The 20,011-nt window shown below is 71.4% G+C and carries 16 protein-coding genes; 8 read left to right on the top strand and 8 right to left on the bottom strand.

The annotated features are described in order from the left end of the window. Positions 1 to 3 precede the first annotated feature (3 nt). Entirely contained in the window at positions 4 to 846 is an 843-nt protein-coding gene (locus B082_RS0123320) for a TIGR02452 family protein (protein WP_018554216.1), read from the bottom strand. 147 nt (positions 847 to 993) lie between these two features. On the opposite strand from B082_RS0123320, the gene egtA reads away from it, so the two are divergent. From egtA to egtD, 4 genes are read left to right on the top strand one after another with little or no spacing between them, the layout of a single operon-like run. Continuing rightward, the gene (gene egtA, locus B082_RS0123315; protein WP_018554215.1) at positions 994 to 2,310 is read left to right on the top strand and encodes an ergothioneine biosynthesis glutamate--cysteine ligase EgtA; all 1,317 of its coding nucleotides are present in this window, start codon (positions 994 to 996) and stop codon (positions 2,308 to 2,310) included. After that, entirely contained in the window at positions 2,307 to 3,638 is a 1,332-nt protein-coding gene (gene egtB / locus B082_RS0123310; RefSeq protein WP_018554214.1) for an ergothioneine biosynthesis protein EgtB, read from the top strand. Before egtA ends, egtB begins: the two co-directional genes overlap by 4 nt. After that, complete coding sequence (egtC, locus tag B082_RS0123305) at positions 3,638 to 4,393, top strand: ergothioneine biosynthesis protein EgtC (RefSeq protein ID WP_018554213.1); 756 nt, start codon at positions 3,638 to 3,640, stop codon at positions 4,391 to 4,393. The genes egtB and egtC overlap by 1 nt, the downstream gene beginning before the upstream one ends. Continuing rightward, positions 4,390 to 5,352, top strand: coding sequence for an L-histidine N(alpha)-methyltransferase (gene egtD, locus B082_RS0123300; protein WP_018554212.1), 963 nt, complete (start codon positions 4,390 to 4,392; stop codon positions 5,350 to 5,352). Before egtC ends, egtD begins: the two co-directional genes overlap by 4 nt. A gap of 75 nt (positions 5,353 to 5,427) precedes the next feature. Here egtD and B082_RS0123295 read toward each other — a convergent pair whose 3' ends face one another. After that, entirely contained in the window at positions 5,428 to 6,684 is a 1,257-nt protein-coding gene (locus B082_RS0123295) for an extracellular solute-binding protein (protein WP_026250105.1), read from the bottom strand. Between the two features lie 201 nt (positions 6,685 to 6,885). Between B082_RS0123295 and B082_RS0123290 the strand changes: the two genes are divergently transcribed. Continuing rightward, positions 6,886 to 7,101 carry a dodecin gene (locus B082_RS0123290; protein ID WP_018554210.1) on the top strand — a complete coding sequence of 72 codons (216 nt, stop codon included), beginning with the start codon at positions 6,886 to 6,888 and terminating at the stop codon, positions 7,099 to 7,101. 51 nt (positions 7,102 to 7,152) lie between these two features. On the opposite strand, the gene B082_RS0123285 is transcribed toward B082_RS0123290, so the two are convergent. Beyond that, complete coding sequence (locus B082_RS0123285) at positions 7,153 to 7,641, bottom strand: nucleotidase (protein ID WP_018554209.1); 489 nt, start codon at positions 7,639 to 7,641, stop codon at positions 7,153 to 7,155. A 98-nt stretch (positions 7,642 to 7,739) separates the two neighbouring features. Here B082_RS0123285 and B082_RS0123280 point away from each other — a divergent pair, with 98 nt between their 5' ends. Both B082_RS0123280 and B082_RS0123275 read left to right on the top strand, forming a co-directional pair. Beyond that, positions 7,740 to 10,163, top strand: coding sequence for an excinuclease ABC subunit UvrA (locus B082_RS0123280; RefSeq protein ID WP_018554208.1), 2,424 nt, complete (start codon positions 7,740 to 7,742; stop codon positions 10,161 to 10,163). 165 nt (positions 10,164 to 10,328) lie between these two features. Beyond that, on the top strand, positions 10,329 to 12,098 hold the full coding sequence (locus B082_RS0123275) for a glycosyl hydrolase family 18 protein (protein WP_051094666.1): 1,770 nt from the start codon (positions 10,329 to 10,331) through the stop codon (positions 12,096 to 12,098). Between the two features lie 69 nt (positions 12,099 to 12,167). On the opposite strand, the gene B082_RS0123270 is transcribed toward B082_RS0123275, so the two are convergent. The 3 genes from B082_RS0123270 to B082_RS0123260 are packed head-to-tail and all read right to left on the bottom strand — an operon-like array spanning position 12,168 to position 15,608. Further along, positions 12,168 to 12,953, bottom strand: coding sequence for a succinate dehydrogenase/fumarate reductase iron-sulfur subunit (locus B082_RS0123270; protein WP_018554206.1), 786 nt, complete (start codon positions 12,951 to 12,953; stop codon positions 12,168 to 12,170). Beyond that, positions 12,950 to 14,899, bottom strand: coding sequence for a fumarate reductase/succinate dehydrogenase flavoprotein subunit (locus B082_RS0123265; RefSeq protein ID WP_018554205.1), 1,950 nt, complete (start codon positions 14,897 to 14,899; stop codon positions 12,950 to 12,952). The genes B082_RS0123270 and B082_RS0123265 overlap by 4 nt, the downstream gene beginning before the upstream one ends. Position 14,900: 1 nt before the next feature. Then, complete coding sequence (locus tag B082_RS0123260) at positions 14,901 to 15,608, bottom strand: succinate dehydrogenase (protein ID WP_078622636.1); 708 nt, start codon at positions 15,606 to 15,608, stop codon at positions 14,901 to 14,903. A gap of 95 nt (positions 15,609 to 15,703) precedes the next feature. Here B082_RS0123260 and B082_RS0123255 point away from each other — a divergent pair, with 95 nt between their 5' ends. Continuing rightward, positions 15,704 to 16,606 carry a LysR family transcriptional regulator gene (locus B082_RS0123255; RefSeq protein ID WP_018554203.1) on the top strand — a complete coding sequence of 301 codons (903 nt, stop codon included), beginning with the start codon at positions 15,704 to 15,706 and terminating at the stop codon, positions 16,604 to 16,606. A gap of 16 nt (positions 16,607 to 16,622) precedes the next feature. On the opposite strand, the gene B082_RS0123250 is transcribed toward B082_RS0123255, so the two are convergent. Together B082_RS0123250 and B082_RS0123245 are read right to left on the bottom strand one after the other, a co-directional pair. Next, positions 16,623 to 18,797 carry a putative bifunctional diguanylate cyclase/phosphodiesterase gene (locus tag B082_RS0123250; RefSeq protein WP_018554202.1) on the bottom strand — a complete coding sequence of 725 codons (2,175 nt, stop codon included), beginning with the start codon at positions 18,795 to 18,797 and terminating at the stop codon, positions 16,623 to 16,625. Further along, a complete protein-coding gene (locus B082_RS0123245; RefSeq protein WP_026250104.1) occupies positions 18,794 to 19,612 on the bottom strand; it encodes an SAM-dependent methyltransferase in 819 nt (272 codons plus the stop codon). The genes B082_RS0123250 and B082_RS0123245 overlap by 4 nt, the downstream gene beginning before the upstream one ends. Positions 19,613 to 20,011 lie beyond the last annotated feature (399 nt).

Raw genomic sequence — 20,011 nt, 5'->3', positions numbered from 1 at the left:
ACGTCAGGGTGAGGGTTCACACCACTGGGCGAAGACGCGCTCGAACGCGGTCTTCGTCGGTGAGGTGTCGTCGCGGCCGAGGATGCCGAAGACGATCTGCTCGAAGTGGCCCGCGAACCGGCCCTCCCCGGTGAGCAGCGCGCGGAACGCGCCGGCCACCTCGGCGGGGTCGTTGCGGAAGACGCCGCACCCCCAGGCGCCCAGGACCAGCCGGCGGTAGCCGCGTACGGCCGCGACCTCCAGCACCCGCTCCGCGCGGGCGGCGAGCGCAGCGGGGACGCGGTGCGCCTCCTGCGGGGTCCGGGCGCGGATCACTCCGGCGTTGGGCGCGGGCGAGGTCAGGAAGCCCGCCGCGTACGGGGTGTCGAGCAGCCGGCCGCGGTCGTCGCGGAAGACGGGCACGCCCGGTGAGTGGATGACCCGGTCGGTGTAGAACGCGCTGCGTTCGGCGCGGTGGTGGGCGTAGTACTCGGGGGCCCGCAGCAGCGTGGCGTACAGGGCGGAGGCCCGGCACAGGGCTTCCTCCTGCGCCTGGGCGCCGTTGAGGTAGCCGCCGCCGGGGTTGCGGGCGGACGCGTAGTTCAGGACAGCCACCTTGCCGGGCCGCTCGGTGGTCATCCGGGCGGCCGCCCGCAGGCTGCTCTCACCCGTGACCTCGATGGCCGGGCTCCGGTCGCGGTCGAGCACGGCGACGGGCACCGGCTCCGGGCCGTACAGACGGGTGCCCGAAAGGGCGGCGGTCAGGGCACGTTCGATGCTGACGTCACGGCCCTGCGCGGTGCGGTAGGAACCCGCCCGGACGATGGCTTCGGTCTCCCGCGCGATGCCGCGCAGCCGGGCGCTCACGACCTCTCCCCCTTAAGGTGCATACGGGGCATGGTCGACGCCCCGCCCCAGGAGACGCAACCGAATATTCGGCGCACAGGGCACTCTTGTGCGATCCCTTTACAGGGTTTTGGGTAGGACGGACGCACCGGAAGAAGGAGGCCCGGCATGTCATCCGACACACCCAGCGGCCACGGTCCGCCCGCTCCGGCCCCGCCCATCGGCGAGGGCGAGGCGGAGGATTTACTGCGCGGCATCTGCTTCAAGACGGGACCGCCGCGCACCGTGGGAGTCGAACTCGAATGGCTTCTGCACGATCGTGAACACCCACACCGCCCCGTCCCGCCCCACCTGCTGGAGGCGGCCGCAACGGCCGTCCGGGCGCTGCCCCTGAGTGCGGCGCTCACCTTCGAACCCGGCGGACAGCTGGAGCTCAGCTCGCGCCCCGCCGCTTCCCTGATGGCGTGTGTCGACGACACCGCCGCCGATCTCGTCGCCGTACGGGCCGCCCTCGCCCGGCTGGGTCTCGCCCCCGCCGGTCTGGGCGTCGATCCGTGGCACACACCGCGCCGGGTCCTGCGCGAGCCCCGGTACGAGGCCATGGAGAGCGCGTTCGACCGGCGGGGGCCGGCCGGCCGCGCCATGATGTGCACCACCGCCTCGGTCCAGGTCTGCCTGGACGCCGGGGAGGAGGAGCCGGGGCCGCTCGGGTACGCGCGGCGCTGGCAGCTGGCCCATGTGCTGGGCGCGGTGCTGGTGGCGGCCTTCGCCAACTCGCCGTTCCAGCGGGGCGCGCCGACACCCTGGCGCTCGACGCGCCAGTCCCTGTGGGCCGACCTGGACGCGTCACGGACGCTGGCGCCTTCCGGCGCGTTGCCGCCGCGCGACGCCTGGACCGCGCATGTCCTGGACACGCCGGTGCTGTGTGTCCGGGGCGAGGGTCCGTGGGCCGTGCCGGAGGGGCTCGCCTTCCGGGACTGGATCCGCTCGGGGCTGCCCGGACGCCGCCCGGACCGGGGTGACCTCGACTACCACATCACCACGCTGTTCCCGCCGGTCCGGCCGCGCGGGCACCTGGAGCTGCGCATGATCGACGCGCAGCCCGGTGACGACGGCTGGATCGTGCCGCTCGCCGTCACGACCGCCCTGTTCGACGACCCCGAGGCCGCCGAGACCGTCTACCGCGCCGTGAAGCCGCTGGCCGAGACCGCGGGTGCCTCGGCCGCCCCGCGCAATCCGCTCTGGACGGCCGCCGCCCGCGACGGGCTGACCGATCCGGAGCTGCGCCAGGCGGCTGCCGTCTGCTTCGCGCTCGCCCTGGAGGCGCTGCCCAGGATCGGCGCGTCCCGGGCGGTGGTGGACGCCGTGGCCGGCTTCCACGACCGCTACGTCGCCCGTGGCAGATGCCCGGCCGACGATCTGCGCGACCTGCTCACCGCGGGCCCGGCCCACCGCCCGGACCATCCGAAGGGGACCCTGTCATGACCGAATCCCCCGCTCCCCCGCACACCGGGGACGCCGAGGCGCTGCGCGAGCGGGCTCTCGCCGCGCTGCTCACCGCCCGGAAGCGCACCACGCTCCTCACCGACAGCGTGGACGACCACGAACTGACCGCTCAGCACTCGCCGTTGATGTCCCCGCTGGTGTGGGACCTCGCGCACATCGGCAATCAGGAAGAGCTGTGGCTGCTGCGCGGCGTCGCGGGCCGGGAGGCGATGCGCCCGGAGATCGACGGCCTGTACGACGCCTTCGAGCACCCGCGTGCCACCCGTCCCTCGCTCCCGCTGCTGGCGCCGTCCGAGGCCCGTTCGTACGCGTCGGAGGTACGCGGCAGGGCGCTGGACGTCCTCGAATCCGCTCCGCTCGACGGGGGCGCCGCCCTGGTGCGGTCCGCCTTCGCCTTCGGGATGATCGCCCAGCACGAACAGCAGCACGACGAAACGATGCTGATCACCCATCAGCTGCGTTCGGGGCCGGTGGCGCTGACGGCGCCCGAGCCGCCGCGCCCGGTGGACGCCCCGGCACTGCCCGCCGAAGTGCTGGTGCCCGGGGGCCCGTTCACCATGGGTACGTCGACCGAACCGTGGGCGCTCGACAACGAGCGCCCCGCGCACCGCCGGGAGGTCCCCGGCTTCCACATCGACACCGCCCCGGTGACCTGCGGCGCCTACCGGGCGTTCATCGAGGACGGCGGATACGGCGAGCGGCGCTGGTGGGCGCCCGAGGGCTGGGCGATGGTCCGCGAACACCAGCTGGAGGCCCCGCTGTTCTGGCACCGGGAGGCCGGGCAGTGGCTGCGCCGCCGCTTCGGGGTGACCGAGCCGGTGCCGGACGACGAGCCGGTCCTGCACGTGAGCTGGTACGAGGCCGACGCGTACGCGCGCTGGGCGGGCCGCCGCCTGCCCACGGAGGCGGAGTGGGAGAAGGCGGCCCGGCACGACCCCGCTTCCGGTCGCTCCCGCCGCTATCCGTGGGGTGACGAGGACCCTGCCCCGGTCCACGCCAATCTCGGTCAGCGCCATCTGCGGCCGGCGCCCGCGGGGGCGTATCCGGCCGGGCGGGCTCCGTGCGGGGCGGGGCAGCTGATCGGTGACGTGTGGGAGTGGACGGCGAGCGATTTCCTGCCCTATCCGGGGTTCGCGCCGTTCCCGTACCGCGAGTACTCGGAGGTGTTCTTCGGCCCCGGGCACAAGGTGCTGCGGGGCGGCTCGTTCGCGGTGGACGCGGTGGCCTGCCGGGGTACGTTCCGCAACTGGGACCTGCCGGTCAGGCGGCAGATCTTCTCCGGTTTCCGCACCGCGAGGGATCTCTGATGTGCCGTCATATCGCCTACCTGGGGCGGCCGGTGGCCCTGGGCGAGGTGCTGACGCGGCCGGCGCACTGCCTGGTGCGGCAGTCCTGGGCACCGCGCCGGCAACGGTACGGGACGGTCAACGCCGACGGCTTCGGGGTCGGCTGGTACGCGGACGGCGACCCCGTACCCGGCCGGTACCGCCGCCGGGGACCCGTGTGGGGCGACCAGACCTTCGCCGATCTGGCCCGGGTGGTCCGCAGCCACGCCCTGCTCGCCGCGGTGCGGGACGCGACCGCGGCGGACCCGGACGGTGAGGCGGCGGCCGCGCCGTTCACCGCGGGCGACGTGCTGTTCAGCCACAACGGGGCGCTGAAGGACTGGCCCGGCTCGGTGGCGGCCCTGGCGGCCACCCTGCCCCCGGCCGAGCTGCTGCGGCTCACCGCCCGCAGCGACTCCGCGCTGGTGTGGGCCCTGGTGCGGCACCGGATCGCGGCGGGCGACGCGCTCCCCCAGGCCGTGGCGGACACCGTCCTGGAGGTCGCGGAGGCCGCTCCCGGCTCCCGGCTCAACCTGCTGCTCACCGACGGCCGCACCATCGTGGCGACCGCCTGGGGCGACACCCTGTGGCATCTGTGCGAGCCCGGCCGGCACACGGTCGTCGCCTCGGAGCCGTACGACGACGATCCGCGCTGGTGCGAGGTCCCCGACCGCACCCTGCTGACCGCGACCAGTGCCGATGTCCTGCTCACCCCCCTGAAGGAGCCCCACGCGTGAGTCCCTTCCTGCTGACCCGCACCCTGCCGGTGGACGCGACGGACGCGGCGCTGCGCGCCGATGTGCTGCACGGCCTGACCCGGCAACCGAAGACACTGCCGCCCAAGTGGTTCTACGACGCCCGGGGCAGCGAGCTGTTCGAGGAGATCACCCGGCTCCCCGAGTACTACCCGACGCGTGCCGAGCGGGAGATCCTGAGCGGCCGGGCCACCGAGATCGCCGCCGCGTCCGGGGCCCGCACCCTGGTCGAGCTGGGTTCGGGCTCCTCGGAGAAGACCCGGTTCCTGCTGGACGCGCTGCCCGGCCTGGACACCTACGTGCCGGTCGACGTCAGTGAGAGCGCGCTGCGCGGCGCCGCGGACGCCCTGCTGGCCGAGCGGCCGCAGTTGTCGGTGCACGCGCTGATCGCCGACTTCACCGCCGGGCTCTCGCTGCCCGACACCCCCGGGCCCCGGCTGGTGGCGTTCCTGGGCGGCACGCTCGGCAATCTGCTGCCCGGGGAGCGGGCGGTGTTCCTGGAGTCGGTGCGCTCGCTGCTGGCGCCCGGTGACGCGCTGCTCCTCGGCACGGATCTCGTGAAGGACGAGGAGGTGCTGGTGGCGGCGTACGACGACGCGGCGGGGGTGACCGCCGCGTTCAACCGCAACGTGCTGTCGGTCGTCGACCGGGAGCTGGGGGCGGACTTCTCGCCGGACGACTTCGAGCATGTGGCCCGGTGGAATCCGCGCGAGGAGTGGATCGAGATGCGGCTGCGGGCCCGCCGGGCGCTGACCGTGAAGATCCCGCAGCTGGATCTGGTGGTGCCGTTCGACGCGGGTGAGGAGCTGCGCACGGAGGTGTCCGCGAAGTTCCGTGAGGACGGTGTGCGTCGTGAGCTGGCCGGTGCGGGGCTGCGGCTGACCCACTGGTGGACGGATTGCGGGGACAGGTTCGCGCTGTCGCTGGCGACGGTGGACTGAGCGTGGCGGGTGCGGGGCGGGACCGGTCGTCCGCTCGGTCCCGCCCCGCGCCGTCGGCCGGTCCGCCCGGCCCGGTCAGCTGCCGATGAGCAGTGAGGTGATCTTCTCGGAGGCGGTCTTCGCCTCGGTCCGCGGGTCCCCGCCCTGGAGTACCGCTGTCATGTAGGGCTTGATCGGGTTGTCGGCCTCGACCGCCGCCCACTGCGAGGAGTTCGGGGTCGCGTGGCCCTGCGTGGCGCCCTCGGCCATCGCGGCGGTGCTCTCCTCGCCCTCGATGACATGGGCGAGGGAGGGCTTGTTGGGCACGTAGCTCATGGTCTTCGCCAGCTCCTCCTGCCACTTGGCGCCGGCCAGCGCCTTGATCACCTCGTACCCCGCGCTGCGCTGGTCGGCCTTCTGCGGGACGATCAGGTCGGAGCCGCCGGTGAACACCGAGCCGGGCGCCTTCGCGGTCTTGCCCGGAATGGGGAAGTAGCCCAGCTTGCCCTTGAGTTCGGGGTTCGTCTTCTCGATCAGCGTCGCGGTACTGGGGGTTGAGATGATCTGGGCGACATTCCCCTCGGCGAACACATCCGCCTGCGGGGGCTTTTCCTCATCGGCGTCCTTGGGGCCCTCTCCCAGCGCCTGGAGCTGCGAATAGAACTGCATGCCCCTGAGCGCGGCGGGGGTGTCGAGGGCGCCCTGCCAGTCGCCTTCCTCGTCGGAGGCGAGTTGCCCGCCCTCGTCCCAGATGAACCCGGCCAGCACATACCAGTTCTGCCCCGGCAGATACATGCCCTGGTTTCCGTCGTGGTTGAGTTTTTCGCTGTCCTCGATCCACTCGGCGCGCGTCTTCGGCGGGTTCTTGATGCCCGCGTCCTCGAAGAGGTCCTTGTTGTAGATGACCACGCGGTTGGCCGCGTACCACGGGATTCCGTACTGGACGCCGCCGATGCTCCCCGGCTCGGCGAGACCGGGCAGCCAGTCCTCGCTTCCCAGGTCACGCATGGATTCCAGGGTCAGGTCGCGCAGGTTGCCGCTCGCGGCGTACTGGGCGACCTGGGTGTTGCCGACCTCGATGACATCGGGCGTGTCCTTTCCGCCCAGCGCCTCAAGAACCTTCGGGCCGATGCCGCCCCATTCCTGGATCTTGAATTCCAGCTCGACCGATGAGTGCTCGTCCTCGTACGACTTCTTGAAGCGGTCCAGGAAGTCGGCGGTCACACTGTCCTTCATCAGCCAGATCGTCACCTTCTTGCTGCCGGAGCCGCCCGATCCCGGGATCATGCCGCACCCGCCCAGCGCAACAGTGGAAATCAGGGCAACAGCTCCGACGAGCATGCGGTTTTTCACGGAGTCACCTTCTGCGGAACGGCAGGACGAAATTGCGGACCCGGTGTGGGGGACTGCGGGCTGCGCTCGCACGGGCGTGGCTGGATTTTGGTATGGACCAATACTTTGGTCAAGGGCCGTTCCGGACATGCGGGACCTCCGCGACCCCTCGCGAACCGGGCCGAGGTAGGGCACCTTGGTAAGGGCGAGAGGAGACATTCCATGTCAAACCACACGTATCGCGTCACTGAAATCGTAGGAACCTCCCAGGAGGGCGTGGACGAGGCCATCCGCAACGGCGTCGCAAGAGCCTCGGAAACGTTGCACAATCTCGACTGGTTCGAGATCACTCAGGTGCGCGGACAGATCGAGGATGGCCGAATCGCGCACTACCAGGTCGGCCTGAAGGTGGGCTTCCGCCTCGACGACCCGCAGTGACGCGAGCGGGGCGCGCACGGCGACCGGGTGGGTGCGGCGCATTTGGCCGGATCAGGTACGCCCCTCGCGCTCCTGCGCGTCCTTCAGCGCGGGTGAGGCCGGCGTCCACCGGGCGCGCACCACGGGGATCCCGGCCAGTTCGGCGGCGTCGCAGACCAGCTCGTCGTCGTCGACCAGCATCCGCACCGTACGGTCGCGGCCGAGCCGCTGAAGGATCTCCAGCTTGGTCCGCCGGGCCGGCCGGCGGTCGTCGTTGCGCCGCATGTGCAGCCGCCCCTCGGGCAACCCCTGCCGCGCCAGCCAGGCGACGGTGTCCTTGCGGCACCGCTCGGGCCGCCCGGTGAGGTAGACGACCTCGCACTCCCGCGCGCTGCTCAGCGCCAGCCGTACGCCTTCGGCCAGCGGCGGGTCGTCCACCGCGGCGGCGAAGAAACCGGCCCAGTCCCGGCGGCGGCCCTCCAGATAGTGCTGGCGGTGGGCGGTGTCGGCGAGCGTACCGTCGAGATCGAATACGGCCAGCGGCCGGGCGTCGTTTCGCATACGGCCAGCAAACCAAGGGCACGCGGTGCCCGGCGAACCGGCGCGGCACCGGCCGGCACGGACAGTTCGACACCGAGCGTACGGAGACCCCCTCCCCCATGCCATCCCCTCACGATCCGTACGTCCGGGTCCGCGGCGCCCGCGAGCACAACCTGCGCGATGTCGACGTCGACATTCCGCGCGACACCCTCGCCGTCTTCACCGGCGTCTCCGGTTCCGGCAAGTCCTCGCTCGCCTTCGGGACGATCTACGCGGAGGCCCAGCGCCGCTACTTCGAGTCCGTCGCCCCGTACGCCAGGCGGCTGATCCACCAGGTCGGCGCCCCCGCGGTCGGCGAGATCACCGGGCTGCCGCCCGCCGTCTCGCTGGAGCAGCGCAGGTCGGCGCCCGGCGCCCGGTCCTCCGTGGGTACGGTGACGACGCTGTCCAACTCGCTGCGGATGCTGTTCTCCCGGGCCGGGGACTATCCGAGGGGCGCGGAGCGGCTGGACTCGGACGCGTTCTCCCCGAACACCGCCGCCGGCGCCTGCCCCGAATGCCACGGCCTGGGACGGGTCCACCGCACCAGCGAGGAGCTGCTGGTCCCGGACCCGGACCTGTCGATCCGGGACGGGGCGATCGCCGCCTGGCCGGGCGCCTGGCAGGGCAAGAACCTGCGCGATGTGCTGAACGCCCTCGGTCACGACGTGGACCGGCCGTGGCGCGCGCTCGATCCGGCCGACCGGGAGTGGATCCTGTTCACCGACGAGCAGCCGGTGGTGACCGTGCATCCGGTGCGCGAGGCGGGCCGCATCCAACGCCCCTACCAGGGCACGTACATGAGCGCGCGCCGCTATGTGATGCACACCTTCGCCGATTCCAGGAGCGCCACCCTGCGGGCGAAGGCCGAGCGCTTCCTGACCAGCGAGCCCTGTCCGGCCTGCGGGGGCAGCCGACTGCGGCCGGAGGCCCTGGCGGTGACTTTCGCGGGCCGTACGATCGCGCAGCTGGCGGGCCTCGCGCTCACCGAACTCGCCGGTGTGCTCACGGCGGCGGGCGGCGGCGAGACCGCCCGGGTGCTGACGGCGGATCTGCTGGCCCGGATCGGGACGGTCACCGAGCTCGGGCTCGGCTACCTGAGCCTGGACCGCACGGCGCCCACGCTCTCCTCCGGCGAGCTCCAGCGGCTGCGGCTCGCGACCCAGCTGCGGTCGGGCCTCTTCGGTGTGGTGTACGTCCTGGACGAGCCGTCCGCGGGCCTGCACCCGGCGGACACCGAGGCGCTGCTCGCGGTGCTGGGCCGGCTGAAGGAGGCCGGCAACACGGTCTTCGTGGTGGAGCACCAGATGGACGTGGTGCGGCGGGCGGACTGGCTGGTGGATGTGGGCCCGCTGGCCGGTGAGCACGGCGGCCGGGTGCTGCACAGCGGGCCGCCGGCCGGGCTCGCCGACGTCGCGGAGTCCGCGACCCGGCGCTTCCTCTTCGACGACAGCCCCGCCCCGGCACGTGAGGTGCGCGCCCCCTCGGGGTGGCTGCGGCTGCACGGGGTGGATCGGCACAACGTGCGCGGGGTGGACGCGGCTTTCCCGCTCGGGGTGTTCACGGCGGTCACCGGGGTGTCCGGGTCCGGCAAGTCGACGCTGGTGGGGCAGGTGCCGGCGGGCGCGGCGGCCGGCCGGCGGGCCGCCGGAGCCGAGGAGTCCGAGCCGGAGCAGCCGGTGACGGGGTGCGTCCGGGCGGAGGGGCTGGAGGCGGTGGACCGGCTGGTCCAGGTCGACCAGCGGCCGATCGGCCGTACGCCGCGGTCCAACCTGGCCACGTACACCGGGCTCTTCGACGTGGTGCGCAAGCTGTTCGCGCAGACGCCCCTGGCCCGGGAGCGCGGCTACCGGGCCGGCCGGTTCTCGTTCAACGTGCCCGGCGGGCGGTGCGAGACGTGCCAGGGCGAGGGGTTCGTCTCGGTGGAGCTGCTGTTCCTGCCGAGTACGTACGCGCCCTGCCCGGACTGTCACGGCGCGCGCTACAACCCCGCCACGCTCGACGTCACGCTGCGGGGGCTGGACATCGCCTCCGTGCTCGATCTGACGGTGGAGGCGGCGGCGGACTTCCTCGCGGACACCCCGGCCGCCGCGCGCAGCCTGGGGACGCTGCTGGACGTGGGGCTCGGCTATCTGCGGCTCGGGCAGCCCGCGACGGAGCTGTCCGGCGGCGAGGCGCAGCGGATCAAGCTGGCGGCCGAGCTTCAGCGGGCCCGCCGGGGCCACACGCTGTATCTGCTGGACGAACCGACGACGGGGCTGCATCCGGCCGATGTCGAGGTGCTGATGCGGCAGTTGCACGGGCTGGTCGACTCGGGCGGCACCGTGGTGGTCGTGGAACACGACATGGCCGTGGTCGCGGGCGCCGACTGGGTGATCGACCTCGGGCCGGGTGGCGGCGACCGGGGCGGCCGGATCGTGGCGGCGGGTCCTCCGGTGGAGGTGGCACGGTCCGAGGAGAGTCGCACGGCCCCGTACCTGCGCGCCGCTCTCTCTCTGGGCTGATCGCCCAATCCTCACCAACTCCCCTATTTGCCGCATGAGTTGTCGGCTCCGGCAAGCGGCTGGGCATGAAACAGTAAAGAACGTTGACAGTTATCTGGTCCAGACCAATCATGGGCATGCCTCACGGCAATCCGCCCGTTGTCCCACCCCGCTGGGAGCTGCCCCATGAGACGTCCAAGAACACTCGGCGCCGTCCTGAGCGCCTTGGCCACCACCGTCGCGTCCGCAGGTCTGATCCTCGGATCGGGCGCCGGCGCGCAGGCCGCCACCACCGCCGCCACTCCCCTGCCCGCGCACGTCTTCGCGCCGTACTTCGAGGCGTGGAACGGGGACAGCCCGGCCGCGCTCTCGCAGGCGTCCGGTGCCAAGTACCTGACCATGGCCTTCATCCAGACGGACAACCGTGGTTCCTGCACGCCGTACTGGAACGGTGATGCGAGCACGCCGATCACCCAGTCCGAGTTCGGCGCCGACTTCGCCACCATCCGCTCGCGCGGTGGCGATGTGATCCCGTCGTTCGGCGGCTACACCGCCGACAACACCGGCACCGAGATCGCCGACAGCTGCACGAACGTCGACTCGATCGCCGCTGCCTACGAGAAGGTCATCTCGACCTACGACGTGTCCCGCCTCGACATGGACATCGAGGACAACTCGCTGGACAACAGCGCCGGGATCGACCGCCGCAACAAGGCGATCAAGAAGGTCCAGGACTGGGCCGCCGCCGAGGGGCGCCCGCTGCAGATCTCGTACACCCTGCCCACCACCACCCGGGGCCTCGCCGAGAGCGGGCTCGCGGTGCTGAGGAACGCGGTCTCCAACGGGGCGAAGGTCGACGTCGTGAACCTCATGACGTTCGACTACTACGACGGCGCCTCGCACGACATGGCCCAGGACACCCAGACGGCCATCACCGGCCTGAAGGGCCAGCTGGCCTCGCTGTACCCGTCGAAGACCGAGGCCCAGCTGTGGGGCATGACGGGGATCATCGAGATGCCCGGCATCGACGACTACGGACCGGCCGAGACCTTCACCACGGCCAACGCGCCCACCGTCTACGACTGGGCCGTCTCCAAGGGCGTCGGCACCCTGTCGTTCTGGGCGCTCCAGCGCGACAACGGCGGCTGCCCCGGTACCGGCGGGAGCGACACCTGCTCGGGCATCGCGCAGGACACCTGGTACTTCAGCCACACCTTCGCCCCGTTCACGAGCGGCGGCAGCGGTCCCGTGACCGACGACTACTCGGTGACCGTCACCCCCTCCTCGGCGACGGTCGAGCCGGGCAAGTCGGTCACCGCGACCGTGAAGACCGCGGTGACCTCCGGCGCCGCCAAGACGGTCGCGCTGACCACGAGCGGCGCCCCGGCCGGGGTGACCGCAACGCTCAGCCCGACCTCGGTCACGGCCGGCGGCTCCTCGACTCTGACGCTCAGCGCCTCGGCGTCGGCCGCCCCGGGCACGTACACCGTGACGGTGACCGGCACCGCCGGCACGCTCAGCCACTCGGCGGCGTTCACCCTGACGGTGCCCGGACCGGGCGGCGGCACGGGATCGCTGGTCAACGGCGACTTCGAGACGGGTTCGCTGGGCCCCTGGACCTGTGAGTCCGGTGGCTCGGTCGTCTCCACGCCGGTCCACGGCGGTACGCACGCGCTGTCCGTCGCTGCCACCTCCTCGCAGACCGGCGAGTGCGCCCAGACGCTCACCCTCGCCCCCAACACCACGTACGCGCTTCAGGGTTACGTGCAGGGGAACTACGCCTACCTCGGCGTCCGGGGCGGCGCGACGGCGAGCACCTGGGGTCAGTCGAGCGGCTACACCAAGCAGTCGGTGTCCTTCACCACGGGGGCGAGCGGCTCGGTGACGGTCTACGTGCACGGCTGGTACGGCCAGGGCACGGTCTACGCCGACGACCTCTCCGTCACGCAGTCCTGAGCCGGGACACGTACGGGCCTTCCGGCCCCGGAGGCGGGCGGCCTCCGGGGCCGGAAGGCGGTGGCCGGCTCAGCGGCGCGCCTTGCGGGTGGCCCGCAGCCACTCCTTGTTCATGGCCGAGATCGACGGCAGCGGGATGCCCTTCGGGCAGGCGGTGGCGCACTCGCCGGTCAGCGTGCAGCCGCCGAATCCCTCACTGTCCATCTGCTCCACCATGTCCAGCACCCGGGTCTCCCGCTCGGGGGCGCCCTGCGGCAGCACGTTCAGATGGTTGACCTTCGCCGAGGTGAAGAGCATCGCCGAGCCGTTGGGGCAGGCCGCGACACAGGCGCCGCAGCCGATGCACTCGGCGTGCTCGAAGGCGAAGTCGGCGTCCGGCTTGGGCACGGGCGTGGCGTGCGCGTCGGGAGCCGTACCGGTCGGGGCGGAGATGTAGCCGCCGGCCTGGATGATCCGGTCGAGGGACGACCGGTCCACGACCAGGTCCTTGACGACGGGGAAGGCCGAGGCGCGCCAGGGCTCGACGTCGATGGTGTCGCCGTCCTGGAAGGCGCGCATGTGGAGCTGGCAGGTGGTCGTGCCTCCCCCAGCTCCCGAACCCGCTTGAGCAGGGGAGACCCCATTCGGGCCGTGGGCATCGCCGTTGATGACGAGGCTGCACGCGCCGCAGATGCCCTCGCGGCAGTCGTGGTCGAAGGCGACGGGATCGTCACCGGCGAGGATCAGCTCCTCGTTGAGGGTGTCGAGCATCTCCAGGAACGACATGTCCTGCGAGATTCCGTCCACCTGGTACGTGGACATGGCTCCGGATGCGTCGGCGTTCTTCTGGCGCCAGACGCGCAGGGTGAGCTTCATGCGTAGCTCCGCTGGGTGGGGTGGACGTACTCGAAGACGAGGTCTTCCTTGTGCAGGACGGGGGCGTCGCCGGTGCCGGTGAACTCCCAGGCGGCGCCGTAGGAGAACTCCTCGTCGCGGCGGGCGGCCTCGCCGTCCGGGGTCTGGGACTCCTCGCGGAAGTGGCCGCCGCAGGACTCGGCGCGGTGCAGGGCGTCGAGGCACATGAGCTCGGCGAGCTCCAGGTAGTCGACGACGCGGTTGGCCTTCTCCAGCGACTGGTTGAACTCGTCGCCGCTGCCGGGGACCTTGATCCGGCGCCAGAACTCCTCGCGGATCAGCGGGATGCGCGCGAGTGCGGTGCGCAGCCCCTCCTCGGTGCGGGCCATCCCGCAGTACTCCCACATGAGTTCGCCGATCTCCCGGTGGAAGGAGTCGGGTGTGCGGTCGCCGCCCACGGCGAGGAGCAGACTGAGCCGGTCCTCGGTCTCGGCGACGGCCTCCTGGACGGCGGGGTGGGAGGCGTCGACCTCCTCCTGCCGCGGGTTGCGGGCGAGGTAGTCGTTGATGGTGGAGGGCAGGACGAAGTAGCCGTCGGCGAGGCCCTGCATCAGCGCGGACGCTCCGAGCCGGTTGGCTCCGTGGTCGGAGAAGTTGGCCTCGCCGATCGCGAACAGGCCCGGAATGGTGGTCTGAAGGTCGTAGTCGACCCAGAGCCCGCCCATCGTGTAGTGCACGGCGGGGTAGATCCGCATCGGCGTCTCGTACGGGTTCTCCGCGGTGATCCGCGCGTACATGTCGAAGAGGTTGCCGTACTTCTCCTCGACCTTCGCCCGGCCCATCCGCCCGATGGCCTCGGCGAAGTCCAGGTAGACGCCCTGGCCGCCGGGCCCGACGCCGCGCCCCTCGTCGCAGACGTTCTTCGCGGCGCGGGAGGCGATGTCGCGGGGCACCAGGTTGCCGAAGGCGGGGTACTGGCGCTCCAGGTAGTAGTCGCGCTCGTCCTCGGGGATCTCGTTGGCCGGGCGGGTGTCGCCCCTGGTCTTCGGCACCCAGATGCGGCCGTCGTTGCGCAGCGATTCGCTCATCAGGGTCAGCTTGGACTGGTGGTCGCCGGTGCGCGGGATGCAGGTGGGGTGGATCTGGGTGAAGCAGGGGTTCGCGAAGTAGGCGCCGCGCCGGTGGGCCCGCCAGATGGCGGTGGCGTTGGAGTTCATCGCGTTGGTCGACAGGTAGAAGACGTTTCCGTAGCCGCCGCTGGCCAGGACGACGGCGTCGGCGAAGTAGGTGTCGGTCTTCCCGGTGACGAGGTCGCGGGCGACGATGCCGCGGGCCCTTCCGCCGACGACGATCAGGTCGAGCATCTCGGTACGGGGGTGCAGCTCGACGTTGCCGGCGGCGATCTGCCGGGAGAGCGCCTGGTAGGCGCCGAGGAGCAGTTGCTGCCCGGTCTGGCCGCGGGCGTAGAAGGTGCGGGAGACCTGGACCCCGCCGAAGGAACGGTTGTCGAGGAGGCCGCCGTACTCGCGGGCGAAGGGGACCCCCTGCGCCACGCACTGGTCGATGATCTCGACGGAGATCTGCGCGAGCCGGTGCACGTTGGACTCGCGGGCGCGGAAGTCGCCGCCCTTGACGGTGTCGTAGAAGAGCCGGTGGACCGAGTCGCCGTCGTTGCGGTAGTTCTTGGCCGCGTTGATGCCGCCCTGGGCGGCGACCGAGTGGGCCCGGCGGGGCGAGTCCTGGAAGCAGAACTGGACGACGTGGTAGCCCTGTTCGGCCAGGGTGGCGCCGGCCGAGCCGCCCGCGAGGCCGGTGCCGACGACGATGACGGTGTGCTTGCGGCGGTTGGCGGGGTTGACCAGCCTGGCCTGGAAGCGCCGGGTGTCCCAGCGTTCGGCGACGGGGCCCTCGGGGGCCTTGGTGTCGGCGACGGGTTCGCCGGTCGTGTAGTGCGTGTAGTCGTTCATGTCAGCTCACCACTCCGGTCATGACGGCGACGGGTACGGAGATGAAGCCCACCGTCAGCACCAGCGCGAGGACTCCTGCGAGGGTCTTCAGGACGCGGTCGCGGCTCGCGCGGCCGGCGCCGAGGGTCTGCGCGGCGCTCCAGAACCCGTGCTGGACGTGGAGTCCGAGGGCGAGCATCGCGACGATGTAGATGACGTTGCCGTACCAGGTGGAGAAGGTGTCGATGACGTTCTGGTACGGGTGGCCGGACTGGAATCCGCCGGAGTGCACGGTGCCGGTGGTGAGGTCCAGGACGTGCCAGACGATGAACAGGCCCAGGATGACGCCGCCGTAGCGCATGGTGCGGGTGGCGTAGCTCGCGCGCGCCCTCTTGTGCACGTAGCGGCTGGGCCGCGCCCTGAGGTCGCGCCGGCTGAGCTGGTACGCGGATACGGCGTGCAGCACCACGGCCGCGACGAGCACCACGCGCACGATCCACAGCGCCCACTCGTGGTGCAGGAACGGCTCGCCCATCACCCGCAGCCAGTGCGCGTAGCCGTTGAACTCGTCGGCCCCGAAGAAGATCTTCAGGTTGCCGATCATGTGGACGACCAGGTAGAGGAGCATGACCAGACCGCTCACGGCCATGATCGCCTTCTTGCCGACGGTCGAGACCCAGAGCGTGCGCGTCATGGACGGTCGTCGGTCCGTCCGGGTTGCCAATGCCATGGACACGACGCTAGGGCCGAATGGCCCGATCGGTCCAAGACATGGAATGCCTCATCTCCATAGGCTTTACCTATGTGAGGCGGTAGCGTGGGGTGATGCAGTTCCAGCAGCTGACCTATTTCGTGGCCGTCGCCGAGGCCCGGCACTTCACCCGCGCCGCCGAGGAGGTGCACGTCTCGCAGCCCTCGCTCTCCCAGCAGATCAGGGCCCTGGAGAACGAGCTGGGCGCCGAGCTGTTCAGCCGGGCGCGCGGGAACATCACGCTGACGGACGCGGGCGAGGCCCTGCTGCCGCTCGCCCGGCGCATCCTGGCCGACGCCGACACCGCACGGCACGAGGTCCAGGAGCTGGCCCAGCTGCGTCGCGGCCGGGTCAGGCTGGGCGCGACGCCCAGCGTGTGCACGGGGCTGCTGCCCGAGGTGCTGCGCGCCTTCCACGACCTGCATCCCGGCATCCGGCTGCTGCTGGAGGAGGGCGGCTCGCACGACCTGGTACGGGAGCTGGCGCGCGGGGCGCTCGACCTGGCGCTGGTCGTACTGCCGCTGCCGGCCGCCTCACCCGCGCTGACCACGGTCGAGGTGCTCCAGGAGGACCTGGTGGTCGTCTCGTCGGCGCACCGCCCCCGGCCCGGGAAGGGCGGCCGGGTCCGGATCGCGGACCTCCAGGGCGAGCCGCTCGTGATGTTCCGGCACGGCTACGACCTGCGGGAGCTGACGGTGGCCGCCTGCCGGGCCGAGGGCTTCGAGCCCTCGTTCACGGTGGAGGGCGGCGAGATGGACGCGGTACTCGGCTTCGTCCGCGCGGGCCTGGGAATCGCGGTCGTCCCGAGCATGGTCGCCACCCGGGCGGGCGTCGGCCTGCGCACGACACCGCTGGCCCGGCCGGGGCTGCGCCGCACCATCGCGCTGGCGCACCGCAGTGACGTGGCCCCGCCGCGCGCCGCCCGGGAACTGCAACGGGTCCTGCTGGCCGGACGGGCGGACACGGCCTCTTCGTAGGCCGTGCCCGCCGGGCTCACACCGCGTCGGCCAGCAGCAGCGAGTGGATGCGGTCCGGGGCCCCCGGGCGCGCGTAGTACCAGCCCTGGGCGGTGTCGCAGCCCAGCTGCCGCAGCTGCTCGGCCTGTGCGCCGGTCTCGACGCCCTCCACCGTGACGGCCAGGTCGAGGCTGTGCGCGAGCGACACGATCCCCTCGACGATCTTCAGGTCCACCGGGTCCGCCGGGTGGTGCTGCATGCCCTGGGTGAAGGAGCGGTCCAGCTTCAGCACACTCACCGGAAGCCGCCGCAGGTTCGCGAGGTTGGAGTATCCGGTGCCGAAGTCGTCGAGCGCGATGTCGACGCCCATCTCGGCCAGCTGGCGCAGCGGCTTCAGCAGGTCCTCGTCGGCGCCGATGAGCGCCGACTCGGTGACCTCCAGGCAGAGCGCGCCCGCTTCCAGGCCCGAGCGTTCCAGGACGTCGATGGTCTCCGCGACCAGCTGCGGGTGGTGCAGCTGGGCCGGTGAGAGGTTGACGTTGATGCGCAGCGGACCGCCGTCGGTGCGCCGCTCCTGCCAGAAGTTGGCCTGCCGGACCGACTCCTCCAGTACCCAGCGGCCGAGCGGCACGATCAGCCCGGTGTGCTCGGCGAGCGCGATGAACCGGTCGGGCCCCAGCACCCCGTGCTGCGGGTGGCACCACCGCACCAGCGCCTCCGCGCCGTGCACCGTACCGTCGCCGAGGTGCACCAGCGGCTGGTACTCGATGAAGAACTCGCCGCGTTCCAGGGCGGCCGGCAGGGCCGTCGTCAGGCCGTGCCGGGTGATGGCGCGGGCATCGGCCTCGGAGTCGGCCAGCTCGAAGCGGTTGCCGCCGGCCGACTTGGCCCGGTACATGGTGATGTCGGCGCTGCGCAGCACTTCCGCGGCGCTGCGTTCGCCCGCGGGTCCCTCGACGACGCCGATCGACCCGCGGACGGTCAGTTCGCGCCCGTCGAGCCGGATCGGGGTGGCGAGCACGCCGAGGATCCGGCAGGCGAGTTCGTCGACCTCGGCCGGTGAGTCGAAGTTCGTCGTCAGCGCCACGAACTCGTCGCCGCCGAGCCTGGCCACCATCTCGCCCGGGGCCGTGGCGCAGCTCTGGAGCCGGTCCGCGACCTCGACCAGCAGCCGGTCGCCGGCGGCGTGGCCGAGGCTGTCGTTGATCGCCTTGAAGCCGTCCAGGTCGAGGTAGCAGAGGCCGAAGCGGCTGCCGTCACCCGCTGAGAGCGCTTTCTCCAAGCGCTCGAAGAAGAGGGTCCTGTTGGGCAGCCCGGTGAGCGCGTCGTGGGTGGCCTCGTAGCGCAGCCGCAGGTTGAGCAGCCTGCGCTCGGTGGTGTCCTCCAGCAGGGCCAGCTGGTATTCGGGCCGGCCCTCGGAGTCGCGCAGCAGAGACACCGTCAGGTTGGTCCACAGGACGGTGCCGTCGTTGCGGTAGTACGGCTTCTCAACCCGGTAGTGCTCGCGCTCCCCGCGTACCAGCTCGTTGTAGAACCTCCACACGTGCGGGGAGTCCTCGGGGTGGACCCACTCGTTGACGCGGTGGCTGAGGACGTGGTTCTCCAGGCCGCCGAACATCCGGGTGAGGGTGTCGTTGACCTCCAGGACGTTGCCGTCGAGGTCGGCGATCCCGATACCGATGGCCGCGTCCTTGAAGACGGCCCGGAAGCGTGCCTCGGTGGCGTGCAGGGCCTGTTCGGCGTCGGTGCGGGCGGTGAGTGCCGAGCGGGCGATGGCCTCCTGCTCGGCCAGGGTCCGCTCGCGCAGGGCCTGGGTGAAGCCGGCCGCGACCGCGTGCTGGATGCGCGCGCAGCGTGAGCGGCTGTCCTCGGTGGTCAGGGGCGACGGCCCGTTGCTGCCGCAGTACAGCACCAGGTAGGAGTCGACGACGCCGAGCGTGGAGCTGAGGGCGTCCGGATCCGTGCAGTGTGCCGCGACGAGCGCGCCGCCCACCTGGTTCGCCGCGGCCGCGTCGAACGGGCGGGCGTGCAGGGTGTCGCTGAGCGTGCGGGCGAGCGGCAGCAGGTGCCGCTCGAATTCCGGCCGGGTCAGCGAGGTGGCCGTCGACGGGAAGATGGCCCGGCTCCAGATGGTGGCGAACCTGCGGAGCCGGTCCTCGGGGCCGTCGGGTTCCGCGTCCGGTCCTCCGGACGGCTGGGCGGGAGTACTCACGCCTTGCGTCCCACTCCCGCGATGCCCGAGAAGGCGTACGGGTCCTCGTTCTCGGGCGCCGTGGAGTTGTCGGGGCGCCATTCCGGCATCGCGACGAGGCCGGGCTCGACCAGTTCGTAGCCGTCGAAGAAGCGGCCGATCTCCTCGCGCGTACGCATGACGAGCGGATTGCGGATGTTCCGGTAGACCCCGACCGTGCCGCCGGCTTCCTCACGTGTCAGCGGAATGCCTTCGTAGGCGGCGTGGGTGACGACCAGGAGGCTGCCGGGGGCGAGCATGTCGCGGAGCGCGGCGACGGCGGACCGCGGGTCGTCGGCGTCCTCTATGAAGTGGAGGACGGCCACGAGCAACAGCGCCACCGGGCGGTCGAAGTCGAGCAGTTTGCCGACTTCGGGGTGTTCAAGGATCTCGGCCGGCCTGCGCAGGTCGGCGGCGGCGATCACCGCGCCGTCATTGCCCTCCAGGACGGCCTGGCTGTGCGCGACGGCGACCGGGTCGTGGTCGACATAGGCGACCTTGGCCGCGGGGTCGATCCCCTGGGCGACCTCGTGGACATTGCCGAAGGTGGGTATCCCGGAACCGATGTCGAGGAACTGGTCGATGCCCTCGCCCAGCGCGTAGCGCACCGCGCGGCGCATAAAGGCCCGGTTCGCCTGCATGGCCTTGGGAAGTCCCGGCATGAACTCCATGGCCTTGCGGGCCGCTTCCCGGTCCACCTCGAAATTGTGCGAGCCGCCCAGATAGAAGTCATACATTCGGGACACGCTCGGCACCGAAATGTCAATGCCTTGCGGTGCCCAGGCGGGACGCTCCATCGATGTCTCCAACAAGTCGCCACGGCGATCCGGCCATGTCCATGGTCAGTGTTGACCAGAGGTTACTGATCGACCGCCAAGAGAGCGAGCCGAAACGGAAATTAGCCGTCCGTTATTGGTCACACTCCCGTGGCATGTGCAACCGGTCCGTCGCTGCCAGTTACATTCGACGAACGGGAAGGGCCAAATAGTTCACTCCCGGACTACTTCGACGCTACGGCGAAATCGGACTCGGTCGAGCCCCGGCCCCATGTGCCGCCACCCGCTTGGCCGTTGGTGTCTCCAGGCCCGATGTCCGGAAAGCGGGCACGGGGGTTGCGGCGACCGGTCACCTTCCGCCCCCGCCCCTCCCGGCCGTTCGGCGGCGGCGAATGCTCGCGACCGGTGACGTCTCCTTTG

Source organism: Streptomyces sp. ATexAB-D23, from assembly GCF_000373645.1.
Taxonomy (GTDB): domain Bacteria; phylum Actinomycetota; class Actinomycetes; order Streptomycetales; family Streptomycetaceae; genus Streptomyces; species Streptomyces castrisilvae.
The sequence above is the reverse complement of the archived record's forward strand: the minus strand, read 5'-3'. Positions and strand labels throughout refer to the sequence as shown.

What these genes read in the sequence shown, in the direction of transcription:
- egtA (WP_018554215.1), top strand. Translation starts at nt 994, where the DNA reads ATGTCATCCGACACACCCAGCGGCCACGGTCCGCCCGCTCCGGCCCCG.
- egtB (WP_018554214.1), top strand. Translation starts at nt 2,307, where the DNA reads ATGACCGAATCCCCCGCTCCCCCGCACACCGGGGACGCCGAGGCGCTG.
- egtC (WP_018554213.1), top strand. Translation starts at nt 3,638, where the DNA reads ATGTGCCGTCATATCGCCTACCTGGGGCGGCCGGTGGCCCTGGGCGAG.
- B082_RS0123290 (WP_018554210.1), top strand. Translation starts at nt 6,886, where the DNA reads ATGTCAAACCACACGTATCGCGTCACTGAAATCGTAGGAACCTCCCAG.
- B082_RS0123285 (WP_018554209.1), bottom strand. Translation starts at nt 7,641, where the DNA reads ATGCGAAACGACGCCCGGCCGCTGGCCGTATTCGATCTCGACGGTACG.
- B082_RS0123280 (WP_018554208.1), top strand. Translation starts at nt 7,740, where the DNA reads ATGCCATCCCCTCACGATCCGTACGTCCGGGTCCGCGGCGCCCGCGAG.
- B082_RS0123275 (WP_051094666.1), top strand. Translation starts at nt 10,329, where the DNA reads ATGAGACGTCCAAGAACACTCGGCGCCGTCCTGAGCGCCTTGGCCACC.
- B082_RS0123270 (WP_018554206.1), bottom strand. Translation starts at nt 12,953, where the DNA reads ATGAAGCTCACCCTGCGCGTCTGGCGCCAGAAGAACGCCGACGCATCC.
- B082_RS0123265 (WP_018554205.1), bottom strand. Translation starts at nt 14,899, where the DNA reads ATGAACGACTACACGCACTACACGACCGGCGAACCCGTCGCCGACACC.
- B082_RS0123260 (WP_078622636.1), bottom strand. Translation starts at nt 15,608, where the DNA reads ATGGCATTGGCAACCCGGACGGACCGACGACCGTCCATGACGCGCACG.
- B082_RS0123255 (WP_018554203.1), top strand. Translation starts at nt 15,704, where the DNA reads ATGCAGTTCCAGCAGCTGACCTATTTCGTGGCCGTCGCCGAGGCCCGG.
- B082_RS0123245 (WP_026250104.1), bottom strand. Translation starts at nt 19,612, where the DNA reads ATGGAGCGTCCCGCCTGGGCACCGCAAGGCATTGACATTTCGGTGCCG.